This is a genomic window from Methylophaga sp. (assembly GCF_030651745.1).
Genome location: NZ_JAUSCC010000026.1, coordinates 12,749 through 30,323 on the forward strand (window position 1 = coordinate 12,749; position 17,575 = coordinate 30,323).

Below are 17,575 nucleotides of genomic sequence, written 5' to 3' on the forward strand. Positions count from 1 at the left end.
ATCAGAATTTATAAGCCACTGAAACACTGGCATTGATGCCATCACCTGGTGAATAAATCACACCATCAACACCACCATTATCGTAGACATATTCATAGTATTCGTTGAATAAGTTATTCACCTGGAAGTTGATATTGCCCCAGCTGGTCGCGTAATCCATGCTGGCATTGACCAGATTGTATTTACCAAACTTGCCGCCGCTGTTGGCTTCGTTAATATACGATGAGCCCTGCGCATCATAATGCAGACGTCCAGTCAAAGCTGGGGTGAACAGATAACTGGCGCCGGTTGATGCGGTATAAGACGGAATACTGCGTAATTCATTGCCGCGATCTGCCCCCGGACTTTTAATTTCAGAATCCACTGTGCTGAAATTGCCCCATAAGGTCAGACGATCAGTGGCCATCCAGCTCATGCCAAAATCCGCACCTTGACGTAGTGTTTTACCGACGTTTTGTGCCAGACCATCCACCAAAACAAACTCATCCTTGGCCTTTTGTTCCCAATAAGACAGTCTTAATTCCAGACTAGTGATTGGTGCCCATTTAACACCCAATTCCCAACCATCATTGACTGACACATCACGTGCAGATCTATCGCCGTCGGTATAGGCACTACTACTGACCGGGTGCTGGAAACTGCGACCCGCATTGGCAAATAAAGTAACCTCATCCGTCGGATAGAGAAACAGATTGAACTTGGGTTGTACAATCGTGCCATAGTCATAACTATCACGATTGCTGGTCACTTCTCCCGCGGCATTACGACGTTTAAAATCCCCATCAATTCGATCAGCACGAATCGCCGCATTCCAGGCAATAAATTCATTGGGTGCATGTGATACCTGCAAGTATGTACCTTGGCTGACAAAATCATATTTATCGTTAATGCCATTAAGTATATTGCTCGAATTACGTTGGCGCATATTGCCAATTGTGCCAAAGCGTTGCTCCAGAATATCCTGACGTTCGATATCAAGACCCCAGTTTAATGCCCACTGCTCATTGATATCCCATGAAAGCGCGGAAATAAAACCGTAATGATCCTGTTCGTCATAACGATTGGCCAATGAACCGGCTTCACTGAAACGCACCCAACGTTCGCGCTCATAGTAGTTGTAATAGGCTTTGGCTGACCAGGTCAGATCATCCCGTAGTGCAGTGTCGAAATGCAGACTGTATGATTGAGTTTCCTTTTTACCACCATCCTGCCGAGCATAGTCAGCTGAGCGAGTGGGATGTTTACGAGCTTCTTCGCGAGTCAGATAACCTGGCGCATCGGCATCATATTCAGCAATTCGGGCGATAAAACCGATTGAGGTGTCAGCGGATAAATCATAAAACCAACGGCCGCCGACGCTGTATTTATCAATATCATAATTATCGCGGTAACCTTCTGATTCACGGTAACCGGCAAAATAGCTGTGTTGCAGGTTTCCGGTCTGTTTACCCCAATACCCCTGGATCTCACGAGCGTTATAACTACCCATCGTTACTTCCACTTCTCGAGCAATATCTGAACGGGTGGCAATATTGTAGTTACCGGCAACATTAAAGATGCCATATCGCGGATCACTATTGCCTTTGAAAACCTGAATAGTGTCAATATTGCCGGGAAACAGTTGATCCATCTCGCTGTAACCATTATGCAAATTGGATGGTATGCCATCAATTAACAGCTTGGCGTGTGGCGTGCTGCCCTCCGCTGCAAATCCACGAATACCAATATCGGTGTTAATAATGCCCTGGTTATAACGAGCAAAATAAACGCCAGGGATTTTGGTAAACAGTTCCATGGTGTTGTTCACGTGGCTTATAGACAATTCTTCACGCGAGATAATGTCCTGTGACCCGGCCAGGTTTTCATCGGCATAATCTGGCCGCGTACCCAAGACTACCAAAGGATCAATACGGGCTGCTGGTTCATTATCAGTTTCAGCAAAAACCACAGTTAAAGGTAAAGCAGACACAATCAGGCTGCTAATAAGCGTTTTTTTCACGGTAGTTTCCTTTGGTATTTAAGCAGCAAACTGATCAAAATAGCGTTGAGTTAAAGCTTCCAGTGATACGGATTGCGTGGTAATTAAATCAGTTAAATGACCTTGTTTCATAATGCCAATTCGGTCGGCCAGTTGATGCGCGCACAACAAATCATGTGTGACAATTAACACAGCAGCACCACGTGATTTGATGGTATTCACTACTTGAATAAAATCCTGCGTGGCAACCGGATCCAGTCCAGATGTTGGTTCATCCATCAAAATCAGTCGGGCATGTTTTAACAAGGCAAAGGCAATGGCGACTTTCTGACGCATACCTTTAGAAAAGTCAGCCAAAGGCTTGGTAAAGTCTGCCTGCTTAAGCCCTGCACTGCTTAATGCTTCATGGATTTGTTCAACGGTGAGTTTCATCTTTGCCAAGACAGCCAGATAAAGAATATTTTCAATGGCATCAAAACGCGGATAAAGATTCACATTTTCCGGCACGTACATGATTTTTTGCCGGCATAAGGAAGCCTGTTGATAGAGGTCATCGCCATCTAATGTGGCACTACCACTGCTTGGTGCCGTAAAGCCCAACAACATATTCAATGTTGTGGTTTTACCCGCACCATTGGCCCCCAATAAACATAATACTTCACCGGAATCGATGCTGAAGTTGAGATGATCAACAGCAATTCGATTGCCAAATGATTTGGTTAACTGGTGCACTTCCAGCATGGTTTCTCCTGAGCCCCACTTTGGTGAGGATTTTGATTTTGCAAACAGATATTAGGTATCAATACGATATATCACATCATCTAATCATTAAAAATACGTTTATATACTTGTGAAAATATCTGCTTAGCGTTGTTGTTGGCAAGTTTCGCATAGTCCATGCAGTTCAAGTTGCGGACTATTAAGCTGGAAATGGTTATGTTCGATACTTTCTTCCAGCGCATGGATTAATTGCTTATCCACGCCGATTTCCCGCACCTGCTGACATTTATCACAAATCAGAAACTGTGGTGTCTGATGTGAGTGTGAGCAGGCGATATGTGCACAGGCAATAAATTTATTGTTGGAGGCCAGTTTATGTACCAGGCTGTTCTGCATCAGAAAATCCAGCATGCGATATACCGACATAACCGGAATATTTTCATCGGTTTGCTGACGATACAACTCGGCGATTTCATAGGCTGAACGAGGTGCTTCTGCTTTTAACAACACTTCAAGAATATGTTTGCGTTTGCTGGTTAAACGCGCGCCATGCTCAACACAACTACGCTCAGCTTGTTGTAATACGTTATCTACATCAAATGTCGCCATTAGTTGATCCGGATAGTGGTGCGTTGGGGGTTAAGTTCTAACTGCTGTTGTCCAGATGGTAATACCATTTGCACTTGCAGTGTCTCCAATCGGTTATACAAATCAAACAAATTGATTTTTAATCCAGTGATTTTATCTGCTTGGTCACAACGAAAAAAATAGCTGACATCAATATCTGCGTGATCGGTTTCATCATGATTGGCAAAAGGATCTTCCACTTCAATTGATTCAGCCTGACAAGTCGAGCCATCAACCGTCAGCAGGCTATCCATTCGTTCAAGCTGTTGCAACATATCCTGATAAATGGCTTTTTGCTGCTCTGTTTCCGGCTTGTGTTCAAAACCAACAAAATTCATTAGCGGTGATTGCAGATGCAGCATCAATTCCTGACCATCCATCACCAGATCCAAGGTTGCCATACCGTGAACATGCGCTCCATGATGACGATGTCCCTCATGTTCGTGATGCTCGTGATGTTTATGATCATGGGACTCTTCATGAGCATATACGATGTGCATAAGACCAAAACCACAAACCGCAGAAAACAAATATGGTGCTATCCGCATTTTCAACTGTCTCCCAATCACTCTGCAAAATCCAAGGTTAACAATAATCGTTTCTCAGTTTTATGGATATGTGGCGAACGATGCACAATGCCACTCACCTGACTATCCATCCAACCATCGCCTTTCAACAATGCCACCTCTCCCGGTTGCAGCTGTTGAATATCACTGTGATGTCGATAGATCCCTGACAAATGGTCTGCCAATCCTTTTGCACCTGCTCCAAGCTTTGAACGATCCACATTTTCTTCTCTCAACCACTCACTGCCATGACCATGATAGGTCGTTACCATTCGGCATATTAAATGGTCGGTATGAAATCTGGGACACATAGTCTCGTTTATCAGGCTCAGTCGCAAGCCAACGGTGTTTAATTCAAACAGATCTGCATACATTTCTGCCAATTGTCTGACATCGTCGATAAACAAATAGCGTTGCGGATCTTCGGGTAATAACCCGGTTAGCCAGTCACCGACTTCGGCTGGAGCGATAACAGTACGCAATTGTAACGCATTGAGGCCTTGTGTTAATGCAGTAATATAATTCTGCAACGCCGTGGGTAATTGCCGTTGCCAGACCGCGAGATTAATTTGAGGCTCATAAATAGCCGTCATTACTAGCGGTGAATCTGCTTGCTGCACATGCTCAAACACTGGGTTTTCGGCCGTGGCGGTCTGATTCATTTCAAGCGGCATCCCAAAGTGGAAAAGGATCGGGTAACGATTCCCATAGCTGTTTGCCAGCCAATAATTCATTATCCGTTAACAAACAATCATTGAGTTGGGCTGTCACAGCTTTTGGATTTAAGTTCTGACCGATAAAGACCAGCTCCTGACGCATATCACCAAATGGTTCTTGCCAATTTTCTTTTATGGTTTGCAGACTTTCTGCATCCTGCGGCCAACGATTTTCGGGGATGGCTTTCCAGAACATTCCAGCAAATCCATAACGGGCAATACCTCCCGCCTGATTCCACTGACCAGCGAATTGCGGTCGACTGGCTAACCAAAAATAGCCTTTGGAGCGGATCAACTTGCCACAAGGCCAATCCTGATGCAGAAAATCATAGAATTTCTGTGGATGAAACGGCCGTCTGGCAACATAGGTAAAACTACTGATACCGTATTCTTCGGTCTCGGGAATATGCTCACCGCGCATTTCTTTCAGCCAGCCCGCGGCTTGTTCGGCTTTTTCAAAACTGAATTTCTGCGTTCCCAATACTTTGTCCAATGGAACCTGACCATTTTCTATCGCGATCAATTCAGCTTCGGTATTGAGACTTTTCAAAATTCCGGTCAGCTCGGTTAACTGCTCCTTGGTACATAAATCGGTTTTGCTGATTAAAATCACATCACAGAACTCAACTTGGTCCACCAGCAAGTCGGCGACACTTCGCATGTCTTCTTCACCTAAACTTTCACCGGTCTCTTGTAAATGTTTGGCTTCATTAAAATCGCGCAGAAAGTTCACCGCATCCACTACCGTGACCATGGTATCCAGTCTGGCAATTTGCGACAGACTCTCGCCTTCTTCATCAGCAAAAGTAAAGGTTTCAGCAATCGGTAACGGTTCAGAAATACCGGTTGATTCAATCACTAAACAATCAAAACGTTGCTCTGCGGCCAACTTACGCACTTCAATCAACAGATCTTCACGCAAAGTGCAGCAGATACAGCCATTGCTCATTTCCACCAGTTTTTCTTCGGCGCGATTGAGCTGCACATCCTGCTGGATTTGTTGTGCATCGATATTTATTTCACTCATATCATTAACAATAACCGCGACTTTGCGTCCTTCACGGTTATTCAGAATATGATTTAACACGGTGGTTTTACCGGCGCCGAGAAATCCGGACAACACGGTAACGGGTAAACGTTTATCGAGATTTGTGTTCATAAATCCCTTCTTTTTGTTCATTAATGGTTTTTACATCAGTGCAATATTCAGCAGTGGGACGAATCAATAATCGTTGAATACCGATAGGCTCACCAGTCTGCAGACAATAGCCATATTCACCGATACGGATTCTTTGCCTTGCTGCATCGATTTTAGGAATCAGCTGACGTTTTCGATCGGCAATCCGTAGAGCAATTTGCGATTCTTCCTCCTGTTGTGCCCTATCCAGCACATCACTGACCTGACTATTGCCCAGCATCTGGTTTTTTATTGCGGTTATTTCATCCAGCGTTTCGGTTCGCAGTTGTTGTAGTCGTTGATCAAAAAATGCCAATTGCTCGGCATTCATATACTCAGCTTCTGGAGCTGCCAATAAAGTCTTTTCATCCATTAACTTGTCCTCCTTGGGCTGGCAGCAATTGCATTGATAAATTGCGATTCCATAGGTGCGCTGTAATCAGCAAAATCCCGCCGCTAATGGTTATCCAGGTTTCCATCGACTCTGGTCCCACTAACGCTGACACCATGGTTAAGATGCCAAGGGCTGCCAAGCGCAATGGCCATTTATTTTTATGCTTTTTGTACGACCCAGGTAAACTCAACAAAGCCAATAAAACTACTGGCACCAGCATCAATTGGTGTACCCATTCAGAGCTTAGCCACTCCCCAAACAACCCTGCCGCACTAAAGCCAATGACGATAGGTGTTACTAAACAATGAACCATGCAGGCTCCGGAACAAACTACAGCCAAATCATCTTTCATCAGACACCCTCAAATTATGATATATCATATCATTTCAATCTTAAGCAGTGATGTCAAGGCTTTATAGGCCAGTGGATTAGTCTGTCATACCTTTGATTAAGGAATTTAATTCTGTGAGAGTCGCTTGAAAACTTGTTACCTGGGCTGTAAAGCTGGCGCGGCTGGCGTGTATATCACCTGCCAGATATCTTGCCAGCAGATCATTCCCGGATTGAAATATATGTTGATGATAGTGAGTGACTTTGCTGAGCGTCGCATTATCAAAGTAATGATGATATTGCGCTTTTTCCAACCAGATGCCGCAGTGAGAATCTGATAAATTCGTTATCGGCCATTCGGTTTTGATTTCGGGTTCTGCGAAAAGGGTTTCTTGGAGTTGATGCATCCAATGTTTCAGGTAGAAATAAAACAAACTTAACCGTGCCTGTTTATAATTTTTTAACAGTTCTGCTTGACCACACCATTGAGTGAAAGGTTTATACGTTGTTAAAAAACTATTAAGTTGTTTAATCGGTAGAGGTTTGGTTAATGCATATCCTTGTGCTTGGTTACAGCCCATGGCTAATAACACTTCACCGTGAGCAATGGATTCAACGCCTTCTGCAATCACTTGAATATTAAAGGATTGGGCAAGCGCAATAACCCCTTCCACAATTTTGCAGTCTTCAGGTTCCGTCAGCATGCGACGAACAAAACTTTGATCAACTTTTACTACATCTACAGGCAGTACCCGGATATGGGTTAGCGATGAATACCCCGTGCCAAAGTCATCCAATGCGGTAGTGATGCCAAACTCGGATTTACAAAACTCGACGACATTACTGATTAGGCTTAGATCACTTAAGCGATTACTTTCAAGGATCTCGATTTGAAATCGACGCGTATCCAGGTTGGGAAACTGTTTAATCTGAGTTTGCAGCCAATCAAAGAACTCACTGGTCGATAAATGATAAGCCGTAAGATTAATACTTAACTGGTAGTTATAACCTGCCCGCTGCCATTCTGCGAGTTGTTTTAATGCCTGAGCAATAACCCATTGCCCCAGACTGACTTCCAGTTCGGTGTCATACACCTGATCTATGAATTTGTCCGGGGTCAGCAAACCTTTTTGTGGATGTTGCCAGCGTATCAATGCTTCGAAACCAAATATATGCCCGGTACTGAGTGTCACTTTGGGTTGGAAAAACAGAACAAACTGATCTTCCTTAATCGCCGTAGCAATTTCCCGTAATTGCTGGTTACGTTCGGTAATCTGCACTTCCTCATCAGGGTCGTATGCAAATACTGTGGATTTCCCATCCAGTTTTGCCTTGTACATGCACTGATCAGCATGGCGGATTAAGGTATCCAGACTACCTCTATCTTCAGGATAGAGTGTATAGCCAACTGAAGCGGTAACCATCACCGGTACATCGTTAACGATAAATGGTTTAGCAATCGCTGCCAGTACTTTCTGAATACTCTCTGAGGCAATGGCATGATTGTTAATGCCACCAATAATTAAAACAAACTCATCCCCACCATAACGCACGATACTATCGGTTTCGGTTAAAACGCTTCGTACCCGTTGCGGTACTTGGTTTAATAAATTATCTGCTGCGACTTTGCCGTGAATATCATTAATTGTTTTGAACTCATCCAGATCCATAAATGCCACAACCAGTTTTTCATTCTGATTATCAGCAATCGCACTCATACGACGAAATTCATTTTCAAGTCGGTTTTTATTAAGAATTTGGTGAGAATTACGGTTAAGAATGAGATCGGAAAGGATGCCACGGTATTTTCTGTCAGCAGTGATATCGCTTAAATGACCCAGATAAAACACCTTGCCGAGTGCATTTACCCGTTTCACGCTCAAACGAGCGATGTAGTGCGAACCATCCTTACGTTTGTTTGAGACTTCACCATGCCAAAAACCATTGCGTTGCAATGATTGCCAGATTGTCTGATTTAAAATTTTATTTTGGCATTCAGCACTAAGTATTTGGGGATCGCTGCCGATAAGGTCACTACGAGAGTAGCCGGTAATCTGTTGTATCGCATCATTGATATCAACGATTTTCTGGTTTTCATCCGTGATGACGATGCCTTCATGTGCGAACTTGAAAGCATTTTCTAATAATGTGTTTCTCACACTACGTGCCTTGTCCTTAACGTTGATCTTTAGCCATACGTTCCGTCAGCTGTATAGCCCCTTTTCACAAAGGGTTCACGTGTACTGAGTAACACTTAGCTTAACCAAATATCACGGTAATAGATACCAGTGGTAATGAAACTACAGATGGTAACTAACTATGTCAATAACAACTGTTTACACTCTTTAATTAATGAGCGCGAGAAAAGGACCTTTTGGCCTTCGACTTCCAACTGAGCTAATGTCTTGGTTACGTTTCGAAGCAAAACAACATAATCGAAGCACGACCAGTGAGGCCTTGTTTTTATTACAAAACAGTCTCTCAATCCGCTTCAGCAAAACAGCTGTCCGGGATTTTCTGAAAAAACATCCTACCTATTCCAACTCCGAGGCATTTGGCTTACGTATTCCTGATGAGTTAAAAACCAGTTTGCGCGATTTTAGCTTACAGCATGACATCAGTCTGAATATGGAAATCGTTATGCGTCTTGCAAATTATTATGAAAAGCATCAACGCCAGTCAGTTGCCGCCAAAATAAGGCCCGATGCCTATCGCACTGTGCCTTTGCCTATCACCGAATCTGAACAACTTCTGTTGGATTTATTCCGTGGACTGAATGAGGCAAACAGAAAGGTTATTTTGACGCTAATTAATAACCTTACTGATCACGATTAGGCAAATTCCTGGTTATAAAATGTAAACGCCATTGACCTGTTATAAATTCTGACTATGATCGCGGCTTGATCTAAACAATGGCCGCTTTAATTTTATGCAAACTTCAGCCCCCTCTCCGCTATCTTTTCAAAACAGACTGGAACGCTTACGAGAGAATCGTTTATTCGAAATTGTCGTAGTCAGTGTTATTTTGTTCTCTGCCATGGTCACTGGCATTAAAACCTATGAAATTCCGCTGCAGATTTTACGTCTGGTAGATTGGCTGGATTACGCGATAACACTGTTTTTTGTGATGGAAATCAGTGTCCGATTTTTAGCCGAACCCAATAAACGGGATTTCTTCAAAAGCGGCTGGAATGTGTTTGATACCGTAATCGTCGCGGTCAGTTTGATACCGGTGAATGACAGTGAGCTGGCGTATGTCGCCAGGCTGATTCGTATCTTCCGTGTATTACGGATGGTATCGGTGATTCCGGAATTACGCCATTTATTGAACTCACTGCTGAAAGCCCTGCCACAACTCGGCTACGTCGCATTGATGATGTTTATCATCGTCTATATTTTTGCCGCTATCGGCACCACACTGTTTGCTGATGTTAATGACTTTTTATGGGGTGATATAGCGGTATCGATGCTGACATTATTCCGGGTAATGACGTTTGAGGATTGGACCGATGTCATGTATGAAACGATGGAGGTTTACCCGCTAAGCTGGATTTATTATCTGGTTTTTATCTTCCTCAATACCTTTGCTTTTCTCAATATGCTGATTGGTATCGTGGTGAATGTTATGGAGCAGGAACGCGCTGAAGAGCGTGAAGAAGCCCATAAATACGATATGACAATTGAAGACTTATCGCTACAAATTGAAGAGCTGAAACAACTCATCAAAGCTAAATCCTGATTGCATTAACCGCTAGCTCAGCCACACCTCCCTTCACATCCGGTTCACAACGAACAAACCATCATCGACATCTCTAATCAGGAGGGATGTCGATGTCTGTTCGCAAACTATCTCTGTTGCTGTTTATCACGCTTTTAGCAGGATGCCAGTCAATGTCAAAACCAATTCGCACGGAAAACTATGTTGATATCAATCGATTTATGGGGGATTGGTATGTGATCGCCAATATTCCAACCTTTATCGAAAAAGGTGCTCATAATGCCGTGGAAACTTACGAATTAAATGATGATGGCACCATCGCCACTACTTTTACCTTTAATAAAGACAGTTTTGATGGTGAACAAAAGCAGTATCACCCTAAAGGCTTTATTACCGACACAGAATCCAATGCCGTCTGGGGTATGCAGTTTATCTGGCCCATCAAAGCCGATTATCGAATCGTCTATTTAAATGACGATTACACGCAGACCATTGTTGGACGCGAAAAACGCGATTTTGTATGGATAATGGCAAGAACGCCGAAGATTCCTGAGAAAGATTATCTGGAAATGCTGCAATTGCTTGCAGAAGAAGGTTATGACATTTCACAGATCCAAAAAGTACCACAGCAGTGGCCTGAATAATGGGAGCTTCGTGATTCTTAAATTGATGATGCAAGGTTACCTATATAACCATTTAATATAACCATATTCTTCCTTATTAATTCCTCTTATTTACAAATCTGTCATTATTACCACTTTGAAAAATGAGTTGAGGTTGTAAATGGGTTGGGAAGGCTGGTTCACCATAGCCGTAACTTTGTCGGTATTGTTAGTACTGACATTTACTCGCGTAAGACCACATATCGCCATGATCACGGCAATGACTGTGTTACTAGCGACCGGAATTCTCAATGGCCAGCAGGCGTTGGCAGGCTTCAGTAATGCGGGTTTAATAACCGTTGCTGCCATGTTTATTGTCGCCGCTGGCTTACATGCTTCAGGTGGGGTGGACATTCTGGTCAAGTCGCTGCTGGGGTCACCAAAAACCATTCGTGGCTCTTATCTCAGAATGTTCACACCGGTGGTTTTCCTCAGTGCTTTTTTAAATAACACCCCTGTGGTCGCTACCATGGTTCCAGGTCTGCTCGCCTGGTGTAAACGAATAAACATTAACCCTTCAAAAATCATGATACCGCTAAGCTATACAGCAATCTTGGGCGGTACATTAACCCTGATTGGTACCAGTACCAATCTGGTAGTGAATGGACAATATCAATCACTGACAGGTGAAGCAGGTTTTTCAATTTTTTCCATTACTATCATCGGGCTTCCAGTAGCGATATGTGGCCTGATTTTTATGTGGTTGTTTTTCCCTAAATGGCTACCTAATGTCGGTAAAAGTCATGCTTTTGAAAATGTTCGTGAGTTCACTTTAGAGGTGATGGTTGAAGCAAATGGTCCACTGGTAGGCCAGAGTATTCAACAAGCAGGGCTTCGTGAACAAAAAAGTGTCTATTTGGTTGAAATCGAACGTAATGGGACATTATTAACAGCTGTAACACCGGAACAACGCTTGCAAAGTGGTGATCGCTTAGTATTCGCTGGTGATACACAAGGTATTACTGATTTACTTCGTATCCGAGGTATTGTCGCTTCAACTTCTGATGCGGAAAGCACAGTACTTTCTGCAGATCGACCTGAGCGTAGTTTGGTGGAAGCCGTCGTTTCTCCGCATTGTGCAGCGATTGGTGAAACGATTCGTGAAGCAAAATTTCGTCAACGCTATGGCGCTGTAATAATGGCTGTAGCGCGAAATGGTGAACGTATTGCTGGCAATTTGAGCAATATCGTCTTAAAAGCAGGCGATACACTCTTACTTGAAGCCCGACCGGCTTTTATCAGTCGCCAACGCTACAACAAAGATTTTTTATTGATAAATGATCTGGGTAAAGAATCACCTAATCATGACAAAGCCGGTTTAGCCTGGGTCATATTAATTACTTTGGTTACGGCAGCCGGCTTTGGCGTTATCGATATGCTCCATGCCTCATTGATTGGTGCAACACTGATGATACTGACCGGATGTTGTTCAGTGAGTCAGGCAGAACGCAGTCTGGATTTAACCGTTATTTTAACCATAGCCGCTTCATTTGCCTTAGGTGTGGCTTTACAGCAAACCGGTGTGGCGGACTATTTAGCGACGGGCATTGTCTCGCTGAGCCAGAATCAACCCTGGTTGATGTTAGTGATGACTTATATTGCTGTTTCGATATTAACCGAAGTCATCACCAATAATGCTGCGGCCGTATTAATGTTGCCCATCGTGCTGGAATTAACCGCTAAAGCCGGATTGCACAATGAGCCGTTTGTCTTCGCCATCATGATGGCGGCATCAGCAAGCTTTGCAACGCCACTAGGTTATCAAACCAATCTGATGGTCTATGGTCCAGGTGGTTATCATTTCCGTGACTTCTTAAAAGTCGGTGTACCAATGAATTTATTTATTGGAGCGGTCACACTCACCGTAATCATGCTGATTTGGCCACTAAATTAAACTTTTAAGATGGTTAATTTACAAATTCAACTCGCAAGTCGGCGAGATGTGCCAGCAATTGTCACTTTGTTAAATGAGTGTGCCAATGATATGTATCAACAAGGCATGTCACATTGGCTCGATCTCTATGATGAGGAATTTGTCAGCCAAAATCTGCTGCAAAAATCAGTTTATGTTTTAAAGCAGGATTCTCAGATTATTGGCAGCGTAGCATTAGGTTTAAAACCTGCTGATCATTACGCGGATTGCTGGCCAGATGCTCCCGCTGCTGATTTTTATCTGACTCAATTGGCTGTGCATCCTCAGCATCAGCAAGCTGGTTATGGACGATTATTGTTGGAACATTGCCTTGGTTTAATCGGCGACGCTAAACTGCAATTAGATGCCGTCGCTCATTATCCGCAACTATTGGATTTTTATCGAAAATACGGCTTTAAACAGATAGCCGAAGGTATTGGTCTGGGCGATCATCGCTATTTATTTGAGTACACTCGCTCATCCTAATAGAGTGTCAATCAGCATAATGGCAAACAGGCCGCCCATCAAACCAACTGTGGCCCTTGTTTGATGACCATTTCGATGCGTTTCGGGGATGACTTCGTGCGATACCACAAAAATCATCGCACCGGCAGCAATACCCAAACCTAATGGATAGGAAACCGGTAAGCCGCTGGATAAGATTATGCCTACCAACGCCCCAATCGGTTCCACCAACCCTGTCGCCGCCGCAATCGCAACCGCTTTACCGGCAGAAATATTGATTCTTCTGAGTGCCAGTACAACCGCCAGTCCTTCAGGAATATTTTGTAAAGCAATAGCCGCTGTCAGTGGAATACCGACCGACAAATTACCATCGGTGTAACTTACTCCAATCGCCATGCCCTCAGGGAAGTTATGCAAGGCAATTGCCAGCACAAACAAGCTAACCCTTCCGACTTGTTGATGTCCTGCTCCGCAAGGACCCGAATGTTGGTGTTCATGAGGCAGATAATAATCAAGCCCTAACATCAACAAAACGCCACCTAACATGCCAAAAATAATAATCCCCACACCACCTATTGCATGACCCGTGAGATCAGTGGCAACCTCTATCCCAGGAAGGATAAGTGAAAAAAAACTTGCCCCCAACATCATGCCGGCCGCCATGCCAAGCATTGTGTCTTCTGTAACCGTTGGAAGTTTTTTAACAAATAAACCAGGCGCAGCACCTAATGCTGTCGACAATGCTCCGACGCCACCGCCAATCAAGGCCCACTTTAAAAATTGTGGATCAATATTTGAGTGTATATTCAGCAGACTTAATAGCAATAAGCCTGCTATTAAACTGACTGCTGCAATAATAAAGATTGATACCGCCGGATGAGAATTAAATTGCTCACGCCAGCTTTTTAAAAGCGACGTTAAGGTTTGCTTTATCGCGTGTTGCATTGATTCATCTCAAATAAATTACATCAATCTTATAAAAGATTAAGAGATCAAACACAAATAACGTATGAAACGCTGTCTGCTGCCGAACTAATGGCTGATAAGTATTTTCATATCATAAAACCACAACTTTTGGAGCAGGACGATGCAGGCCTTACAAGAACATTCGCTAAGCTGCCCGTATTGCGGTGAAACCATTGAGGTTTTGCTGGATTGCACGATTGATTATCAACAGTACATCGAGGATTGTTTTGTCTGCTGCAGACCAATACAATTTTCGGTCAGCGTTCACGGCGATGGTACGTTTGAGGTCAATGCAACTGATGAAAATGCGTAAAAACGGAGCATTTTAATAGCCTATTCTTTCTAAACCGGCTAAATATTCAATTGGATAGCGAACTGTAAAAATATTTCAATTATTAAGCTTCTGGATTTAAAGGAAAAATATCCTGCACAAACCAGGATAGTTTACTTATTGAAGGATGTTATATTTCATTATCTAATGGAAATAAACCAATGATGGGAATGAACATTGAATCGTATTTGGCATAATGCTTTTTATCCTGCTCTGCTAATTGCTCTGTTATTACCGCAAGCCTATGCATCACTGGATTTGTTAGCCGGTGTTGAAGCAGGTATTGAAACAGATACTGCAATGACCACTATTGATCTGGATCGCACTCAGGAAATCCTCTCATCAAATGATTTTGAATCCGAGCATATATGGCATAACGACCATACCGGCATTCAATATCAAATCAAACTGCAACGCAGTTATTCCTATGGCCACTACCCTTGTCTGGCTTATCAACTGAAAATTAAAAATGGTGAAGATCTGCAGGAAAAATCATTGGATGCCTGCCAGCATCGCAGCGGCAAATGGATTTCTATTTCACCCAGCTCAATGGCTTTCTAGGGCGCCTCGGCGATAAATACTGCCCGCTTTGGTGCCGGATAGCCTTCTACCGTTTTACTGATATCCTGAGGATCCAGAAAATCCTCTAACGATTCAAAGGTCATCCATTCAGTCGCCCGCTGCTCATCTAACGATGTCAGATTTTCATCTACACAACGCACATTCCTAAAACCGCATTTACGCAACCATAACAACATGGTTGGCACTGAGGGTATAAACCAGACATTACGCATTTTGGCGTAACGTTCTTCTGGCATCAGACTCATGCCTTCTTCCCCATCAATGGTCAACGTTTCCAACACCAGTTCGCCACCTGAACGAAGACAATGGCGTAACTCCATCAAATGCTTCAACGGTGAGCGGCGATGATACAAAACGCCCATCGAAAACACTGTATCAAACAGGTGCAGTTTTTCCGGCATATGTTCAATGCCAATCGGCAATACAAAATGCTTATCACTCTGAATAAAATGCTGCATCAGTTGATATTGCATGCTGAAGACCAGTGTTGGATCAATTCCCATCACCATGCGTGCGCCCTCACCTACCATGCGCCAGCCGTGATAGCCATTGCCGCCGCCCACATCTAACACTGCACGTCCCTGCAATGAACTGATATGTGGTAACACTCGATCCCATTTCCAATCAGATCGCCACTCAGTATCAATGTGGATATCGAATAATTTATACGGTCCTTTGCGCCAGGGATGGAAAGTTTTGATTAGATCAATAAAGGTTTGTTTATCAAAGGCAGTTAAATCCTCCGAGATGCCGATCCGCACCTGTTGTTGCAGTTCAACTGTCGAAGGTTTTATTGCTGGTAAATCTGCTAATGCCTGTTGCCATAACGGCATCTTGCCATGGAAATCATCAGCGAGTCTTTCAGCAGTAAACGTAGCCAATTTTTTGGCCCACTCAGCTTGATCAACAGATTCAAGCCACTGGTAAAACGGTTCATATACGGTCATTTAAATGCTATCAAAGAGGCAAAGTTAAAACATTGGAACCAGCATTCGCTCTTAGCAAAACCAGCTTGACTGAGGCGTTGTTGATGCGTTGCCAGAGTTTCGGGGATTAATACATTTTCCAGTGCACTGCGTTTCTGGCTGATTTCCAGATCACTATAGCCATTGGCACGTTTGAAATCATGATGGGCCTCAGTAAAAAACGCTTGTTGATCATCAATATCAAAAGCCAGTTTTTCCGACAGGATCAACACGCCACCGGGCTTCAAACCCTGATAAATTTTATCAATCAAATCATCACGTAATGCCGGCGCAATAAACTGCAAGGTGAAATTCATCACTACCACTGAGGCATTTTTAATCGCTGTCTGATTTATATCCTCACAGCGTAATTCAACCGGCACCCGATTATTGTCTGCAGCGATAATTTTTTCAGCGCGTTCAATCATCGCGGCAGAATTATCCACGGCGATGATCTGACAAGATTCAGCTTTAATTCTCTGGCGCATTGATAAGGTGATCGCACCCAATGAGCTGCCCAAATCATAGCAATTGCTGTTTGGTTGAGCATAACGCGCGGCCAGAATTCCGATATTGGAAATCAAGGTGCCATAGCCTGGCACCGAACGCTGGATCATATCGGGAAATACATCCACCACCCGCTCATCAAAACGAAAGTCCACCATTTGCTCCAGCGGCGAAGCAAAAATATTATCTGCTTTTTTGATCATCCCTGCTGTGCCTTCTTTTTAGCCACATCATTTCGAAGATAAACCGGTAACGCTTTATCAGCACTGACAAATTCACCTTGAGCATAAAGTTGCTCAGCGAGTTTCAAGATAGTCGCAGCTTGTGGATACATATCGGTTTTTTGATCAATTAGTTGTCCGGAAAAGTTTGTTTGCAGTGTCTGGGCATAAACCTCCCAACCAGTGCCCGCGCCAAACCACATCTCAGTATTACTTGGTAAAAACTGTTCGGCTGCACAGACTTGTTCTTCTCCAGACAACGTGACAAAACCTTCTAGCACCTGATAACTGGCAGCATAGATTTCGTCCATCCGTGCATCCATCGCTACGGCGATATTTGCATATCCAGTAAGGTCATAGGCGGCTTGTGCAACTGCTGCGAGCGTTGATACGGGAATAACCGGTAGTTGGCGGGCAAACGCAATTCCCTGAGCAACACCAACGCCAATACGTACCCCGGTAAACGAACCTGGGCCACGCCCAAATGCCAGTGCATGGATATCCGTTATTGATGCATCAGCTTGCTTGAAAAGCTGATCGAGCATCCCCAATATAAGGGTCGAATGACCTCGTTGAGTCATTTGCTGTTGTTGGTACATCACACCATTGATAGTTATGGCCGCAGAACAGTTTTCGGAGCTGGTATCGAGGGCTAGCAAATTCATTGAAGGGTCATCGTCATGTCATTTTAACGTCACAGGCACTCATTATAATTCAACCATCAACTATAAAGGAGGT

The 17,575-nt window shown here is 43.6% G+C and carries 20 protein-coding genes; 7 read left to right on the forward strand and 13 right to left on the reverse strand.

Translation table 11 applies throughout. The features are described from left to right. Window position 1: 1 nt before the first annotated feature. From Q7V21_RS02730 to Q7V21_RS02770, 9 genes are all read right to left on the reverse strand, one after another. Window positions 2-1,999: a TonB-dependent receptor gene (locus Q7V21_RS02730; RefSeq protein WP_304915811.1), complete on the reverse strand. Its 1,998-nt coding sequence runs from the start codon at window positions 1,997-1,999 to the stop codon at window positions 2-4. An 18-nt stretch (window positions 2,000-2,017) separates the two neighbouring features. Next, window positions 2,018-2,719 carry an ABC transporter ATP-binding protein gene (locus tag Q7V21_RS02735; RefSeq protein WP_304915812.1) on the reverse strand — a complete coding sequence of 234 codons (702 nt, stop codon included), beginning with the start codon at window positions 2,717-2,719 and terminating at the stop codon, window positions 2,018-2,020. Window positions 2,720-2,842: 123 nt separating this feature from the next. After that, on the reverse strand, window positions 2,843-3,307 hold the full coding sequence (locus Q7V21_RS02740) for a Fur family transcriptional regulator (protein ID WP_304915813.1): 465 nt from the start codon (window positions 3,305-3,307) through the stop codon (window positions 2,843-2,845). After that, window positions 3,307-3,873, reverse strand: coding sequence for a DUF2796 domain-containing protein (locus tag Q7V21_RS02745; RefSeq protein ID WP_304915814.1), 567 nt, complete (start codon window positions 3,871-3,873; stop codon window positions 3,307-3,309). The genes Q7V21_RS02740 and Q7V21_RS02745 overlap by 1 nt, the downstream gene beginning before the upstream one ends. Window positions 3,874-3,890: 17 nt before the next feature. After that, window positions 3,891-4,553 carry a DUF1826 domain-containing protein gene (locus Q7V21_RS02750; protein WP_304915815.1) on the reverse strand — a complete coding sequence of 221 codons (663 nt, stop codon included), beginning with the start codon at window positions 4,551-4,553 and terminating at the stop codon, window positions 3,891-3,893. Between the two features lies 1 nt (window position 4,554). Beyond that, on the reverse strand, window positions 4,555-5,766 hold the full coding sequence (zigA, locus tag Q7V21_RS02755) for a zinc metallochaperone GTPase ZigA (protein ID WP_304915816.1): 1,212 nt from the start codon (window positions 5,764-5,766) through the stop codon (window positions 4,555-4,557). Next, window positions 5,747-6,157 (reverse strand): TraR/DksA C4-type zinc finger protein, encoded by a 411-nt coding sequence (locus tag Q7V21_RS02760; protein WP_304915817.1) that lies wholly within the window; start codon window positions 6,155-6,157, stop codon window positions 5,747-5,749. Before Q7V21_RS02760 ends, zigA begins: the two co-directional genes overlap by 20 nt. After that, a complete protein-coding gene (locus Q7V21_RS02765; protein WP_304915818.1) occupies window positions 6,150-6,530 on the reverse strand; it encodes a MerC domain-containing protein in 381 nt (126 codons plus the stop codon). The genes Q7V21_RS02760 and Q7V21_RS02765 overlap by 8 nt, the downstream gene beginning before the upstream one ends. A gap of 76 nt (window positions 6,531-6,606) precedes the next feature. Beyond that, window positions 6,607-8,667 carry a GGDEF domain-containing phosphodiesterase gene (locus Q7V21_RS02770; RefSeq protein ID WP_304915819.1) on the reverse strand — a complete coding sequence of 687 codons (2,061 nt, stop codon included), beginning with the start codon at window positions 8,665-8,667 and terminating at the stop codon, window positions 6,607-6,609. Window positions 8,668-8,860: 193 nt separating this feature from the next. Here Q7V21_RS02770 and Q7V21_RS02775 point away from each other — a divergent pair, with 193 nt between their 5' ends. From Q7V21_RS02775 to Q7V21_RS02795, 5 genes are all read left to right on the forward strand, one after another. After that, window positions 8,861-9,343 (forward strand): Arc family DNA-binding protein, encoded by a 483-nt coding sequence (locus Q7V21_RS02775; RefSeq protein ID WP_304915820.1) that lies wholly within the window; start codon window positions 8,861-8,863, stop codon window positions 9,341-9,343. Window positions 9,344-9,437: 94 nt separating this feature from the next. Next, window positions 9,438-10,247, forward strand: coding sequence for an ion transporter (locus tag Q7V21_RS02780; RefSeq protein WP_304915821.1), 810 nt, complete (start codon window positions 9,438-9,440; stop codon window positions 10,245-10,247). Window positions 10,248-10,399: 152 nt separating this feature from the next. After that, window positions 10,400-10,870 (forward strand): lipocalin family protein, encoded by a 471-nt coding sequence (locus Q7V21_RS02785; protein ID WP_304915822.1) that lies wholly within the window; start codon window positions 10,400-10,402, stop codon window positions 10,868-10,870. Between the two features lie 139 nt (window positions 10,871-11,009). Beyond that, window positions 11,010-12,782, forward strand: coding sequence for an SLC13 family permease (locus Q7V21_RS02790; protein ID WP_304915823.1), 1,773 nt, complete (start codon window positions 11,010-11,012; stop codon window positions 12,780-12,782). Between the two features lie 9 nt (window positions 12,783-12,791). Beyond that, window positions 12,792-13,286, forward strand: coding sequence for a GNAT family N-acetyltransferase (locus Q7V21_RS02795; protein WP_304915824.1), 495 nt, complete (start codon window positions 12,792-12,794; stop codon window positions 13,284-13,286). Here the strand turns inward: Q7V21_RS02795 and Q7V21_RS02800 are convergent. Further along, on the reverse strand, window positions 13,278-14,210 hold the full coding sequence (locus Q7V21_RS02800; RefSeq protein ID WP_304915825.1) for a ZIP family metal transporter: 933 nt from the start codon (window positions 14,208-14,210) through the stop codon (window positions 13,278-13,280). The genes Q7V21_RS02795 and Q7V21_RS02800 overlap by 9 nt on opposite strands. Before the next feature lie 142 nt (window positions 14,211-14,352). On the opposite strand from Q7V21_RS02800, the gene Q7V21_RS02805 reads away from it, so the two are divergent. Further along, complete coding sequence (locus Q7V21_RS02805) at window positions 14,353-14,544, forward strand: CPXCG motif-containing cysteine-rich protein (protein WP_304915826.1); 192 nt, start codon at window positions 14,353-14,355, stop codon at window positions 14,542-14,544. A gap of 195 nt (window positions 14,545-14,739) precedes the next feature. After that, on the forward strand, window positions 14,740-15,123 hold the full coding sequence (locus Q7V21_RS02810) for a hypothetical protein (RefSeq protein WP_304915827.1): 384 nt from the start codon (window positions 14,740-14,742) through the stop codon (window positions 15,121-15,123). On the opposite strand, the gene cmoB is transcribed toward Q7V21_RS02810, so the two are convergent. Genes cmoB through tsaB form a run of 3 tightly spaced genes read right to left on the reverse strand, consistent with a single transcriptional unit; the run spans window position 15,120 to window position 17,502 of the window. Further along, window positions 15,120-16,091 (reverse strand): tRNA 5-methoxyuridine(34)/uridine 5-oxyacetic acid(34) synthase CmoB, encoded by a 972-nt coding sequence (gene cmoB, locus Q7V21_RS02815; protein ID WP_304915828.1) that lies wholly within the window; start codon window positions 16,089-16,091, stop codon window positions 15,120-15,122. The two genes, Q7V21_RS02810 and cmoB, sit on opposite strands and share 4 nt — an antisense overlap. Next, entirely contained in the window at window positions 16,088-16,819 is a 732-nt protein-coding gene (cmoA, locus tag Q7V21_RS02820; protein ID WP_304915829.1) for a carboxy-S-adenosyl-L-methionine synthase CmoA, read from the reverse strand. Before cmoA ends, cmoB begins: the two co-directional genes overlap by 4 nt. Next, window positions 16,816-17,502 carry a tRNA (adenosine(37)-N6)-threonylcarbamoyltransferase complex dimerization subunit type 1 TsaB gene (gene tsaB / locus Q7V21_RS02825; protein ID WP_304915830.1) on the reverse strand — a complete coding sequence of 229 codons (687 nt, stop codon included), beginning with the start codon at window positions 17,500-17,502 and terminating at the stop codon, window positions 16,816-16,818. The genes cmoA and tsaB overlap by 4 nt, the downstream gene beginning before the upstream one ends. Window positions 17,503-17,575 lie beyond the last annotated feature (73 nt).

Coding starts and splice junctions, on each gene's coding strand:
- Q7V21_RS02735 (WP_304915812.1), bottom strand. CDS start 2,719: ATGCTGGAAGTGCACCAGTTAACCAAATCATTTGGCAATCGAATTGCT.
- tsaB (WP_304915830.1), bottom strand. CDS start 17,502: ATGAATTTGCTAGCCCTCGATACCAGCTCCGAAAACTGTTCTGCGGCC.
- Q7V21_RS02760 (WP_304915817.1), bottom strand. CDS start 6,157: ATGGATGAAAAGACTTTATTGGCAGCTCCAGAAGCTGAGTATATGAAT.
- Q7V21_RS02750 (WP_304915815.1), bottom strand. CDS start 4,553: ATGAATCAGACCGCCACGGCCGAAAACCCAGTGTTTGAGCATGTGCAG.
- Q7V21_RS02800 (WP_304915825.1), bottom strand. CDS start 14,210: ATGCAACACGCGATAAAGCAAACCTTAACGTCGCTTTTAAAAAGCTGG.
- zigA (WP_304915816.1), bottom strand. CDS start 5,766: ATGAACACAAATCTCGATAAACGTTTACCCGTTACCGTGTTGTCCGGA.
- Q7V21_RS02785 (WP_304915822.1), top strand. CDS start 10,400: ATGTCAAAACCAATTCGCACGGAAAACTATGTTGATATCAATCGATTT.
- cmoB (WP_304915828.1), bottom strand. CDS start 16,091: ATGACCGTATATGAACCGTTTTACCAGTGGCTTGAATCTGTTGATCAA.
- Q7V21_RS02805 (WP_304915826.1), top strand. CDS start 14,353: ATGCAGGCCTTACAAGAACATTCGCTAAGCTGCCCGTATTGCGGTGAA.
- Q7V21_RS02795 (WP_304915824.1), top strand. CDS start 12,792: ATGGTTAATTTACAAATTCAACTCGCAAGTCGGCGAGATGTGCCAGCA.
- cmoA (WP_304915829.1), bottom strand. CDS start 16,819: ATGATCAAAAAAGCAGATAATATTTTTGCTTCGCCGCTGGAGCAAATG.
- Q7V21_RS02775 (WP_304915820.1), top strand. CDS start 8,861: ATGAGCGCGAGAAAAGGACCTTTTGGCCTTCGACTTCCAACTGAGCTA.
- Q7V21_RS02745 (WP_304915814.1), bottom strand. CDS start 3,873: ATGCGGATAGCACCATATTTGTTTTCTGCGGTTTGTGGTTTTGGTCTT.
- Q7V21_RS02780 (WP_304915821.1), top strand. CDS start 9,438: ATGCAAACTTCAGCCCCCTCTCCGCTATCTTTTCAAAACAGACTGGAA.
- Q7V21_RS02790 (WP_304915823.1), top strand. CDS start 11,010: ATGGGTTGGGAAGGCTGGTTCACCATAGCCGTAACTTTGTCGGTATTG.
- Q7V21_RS02740 (WP_304915813.1), bottom strand. CDS start 3,307: ATGGCGACATTTGATGTAGATAACGTATTACAACAAGCTGAGCGTAGT.
- Q7V21_RS02765 (WP_304915818.1), bottom strand. CDS start 6,530: ATGAAAGATGATTTGGCTGTAGTTTGTTCCGGAGCCTGCATGGTTCAT.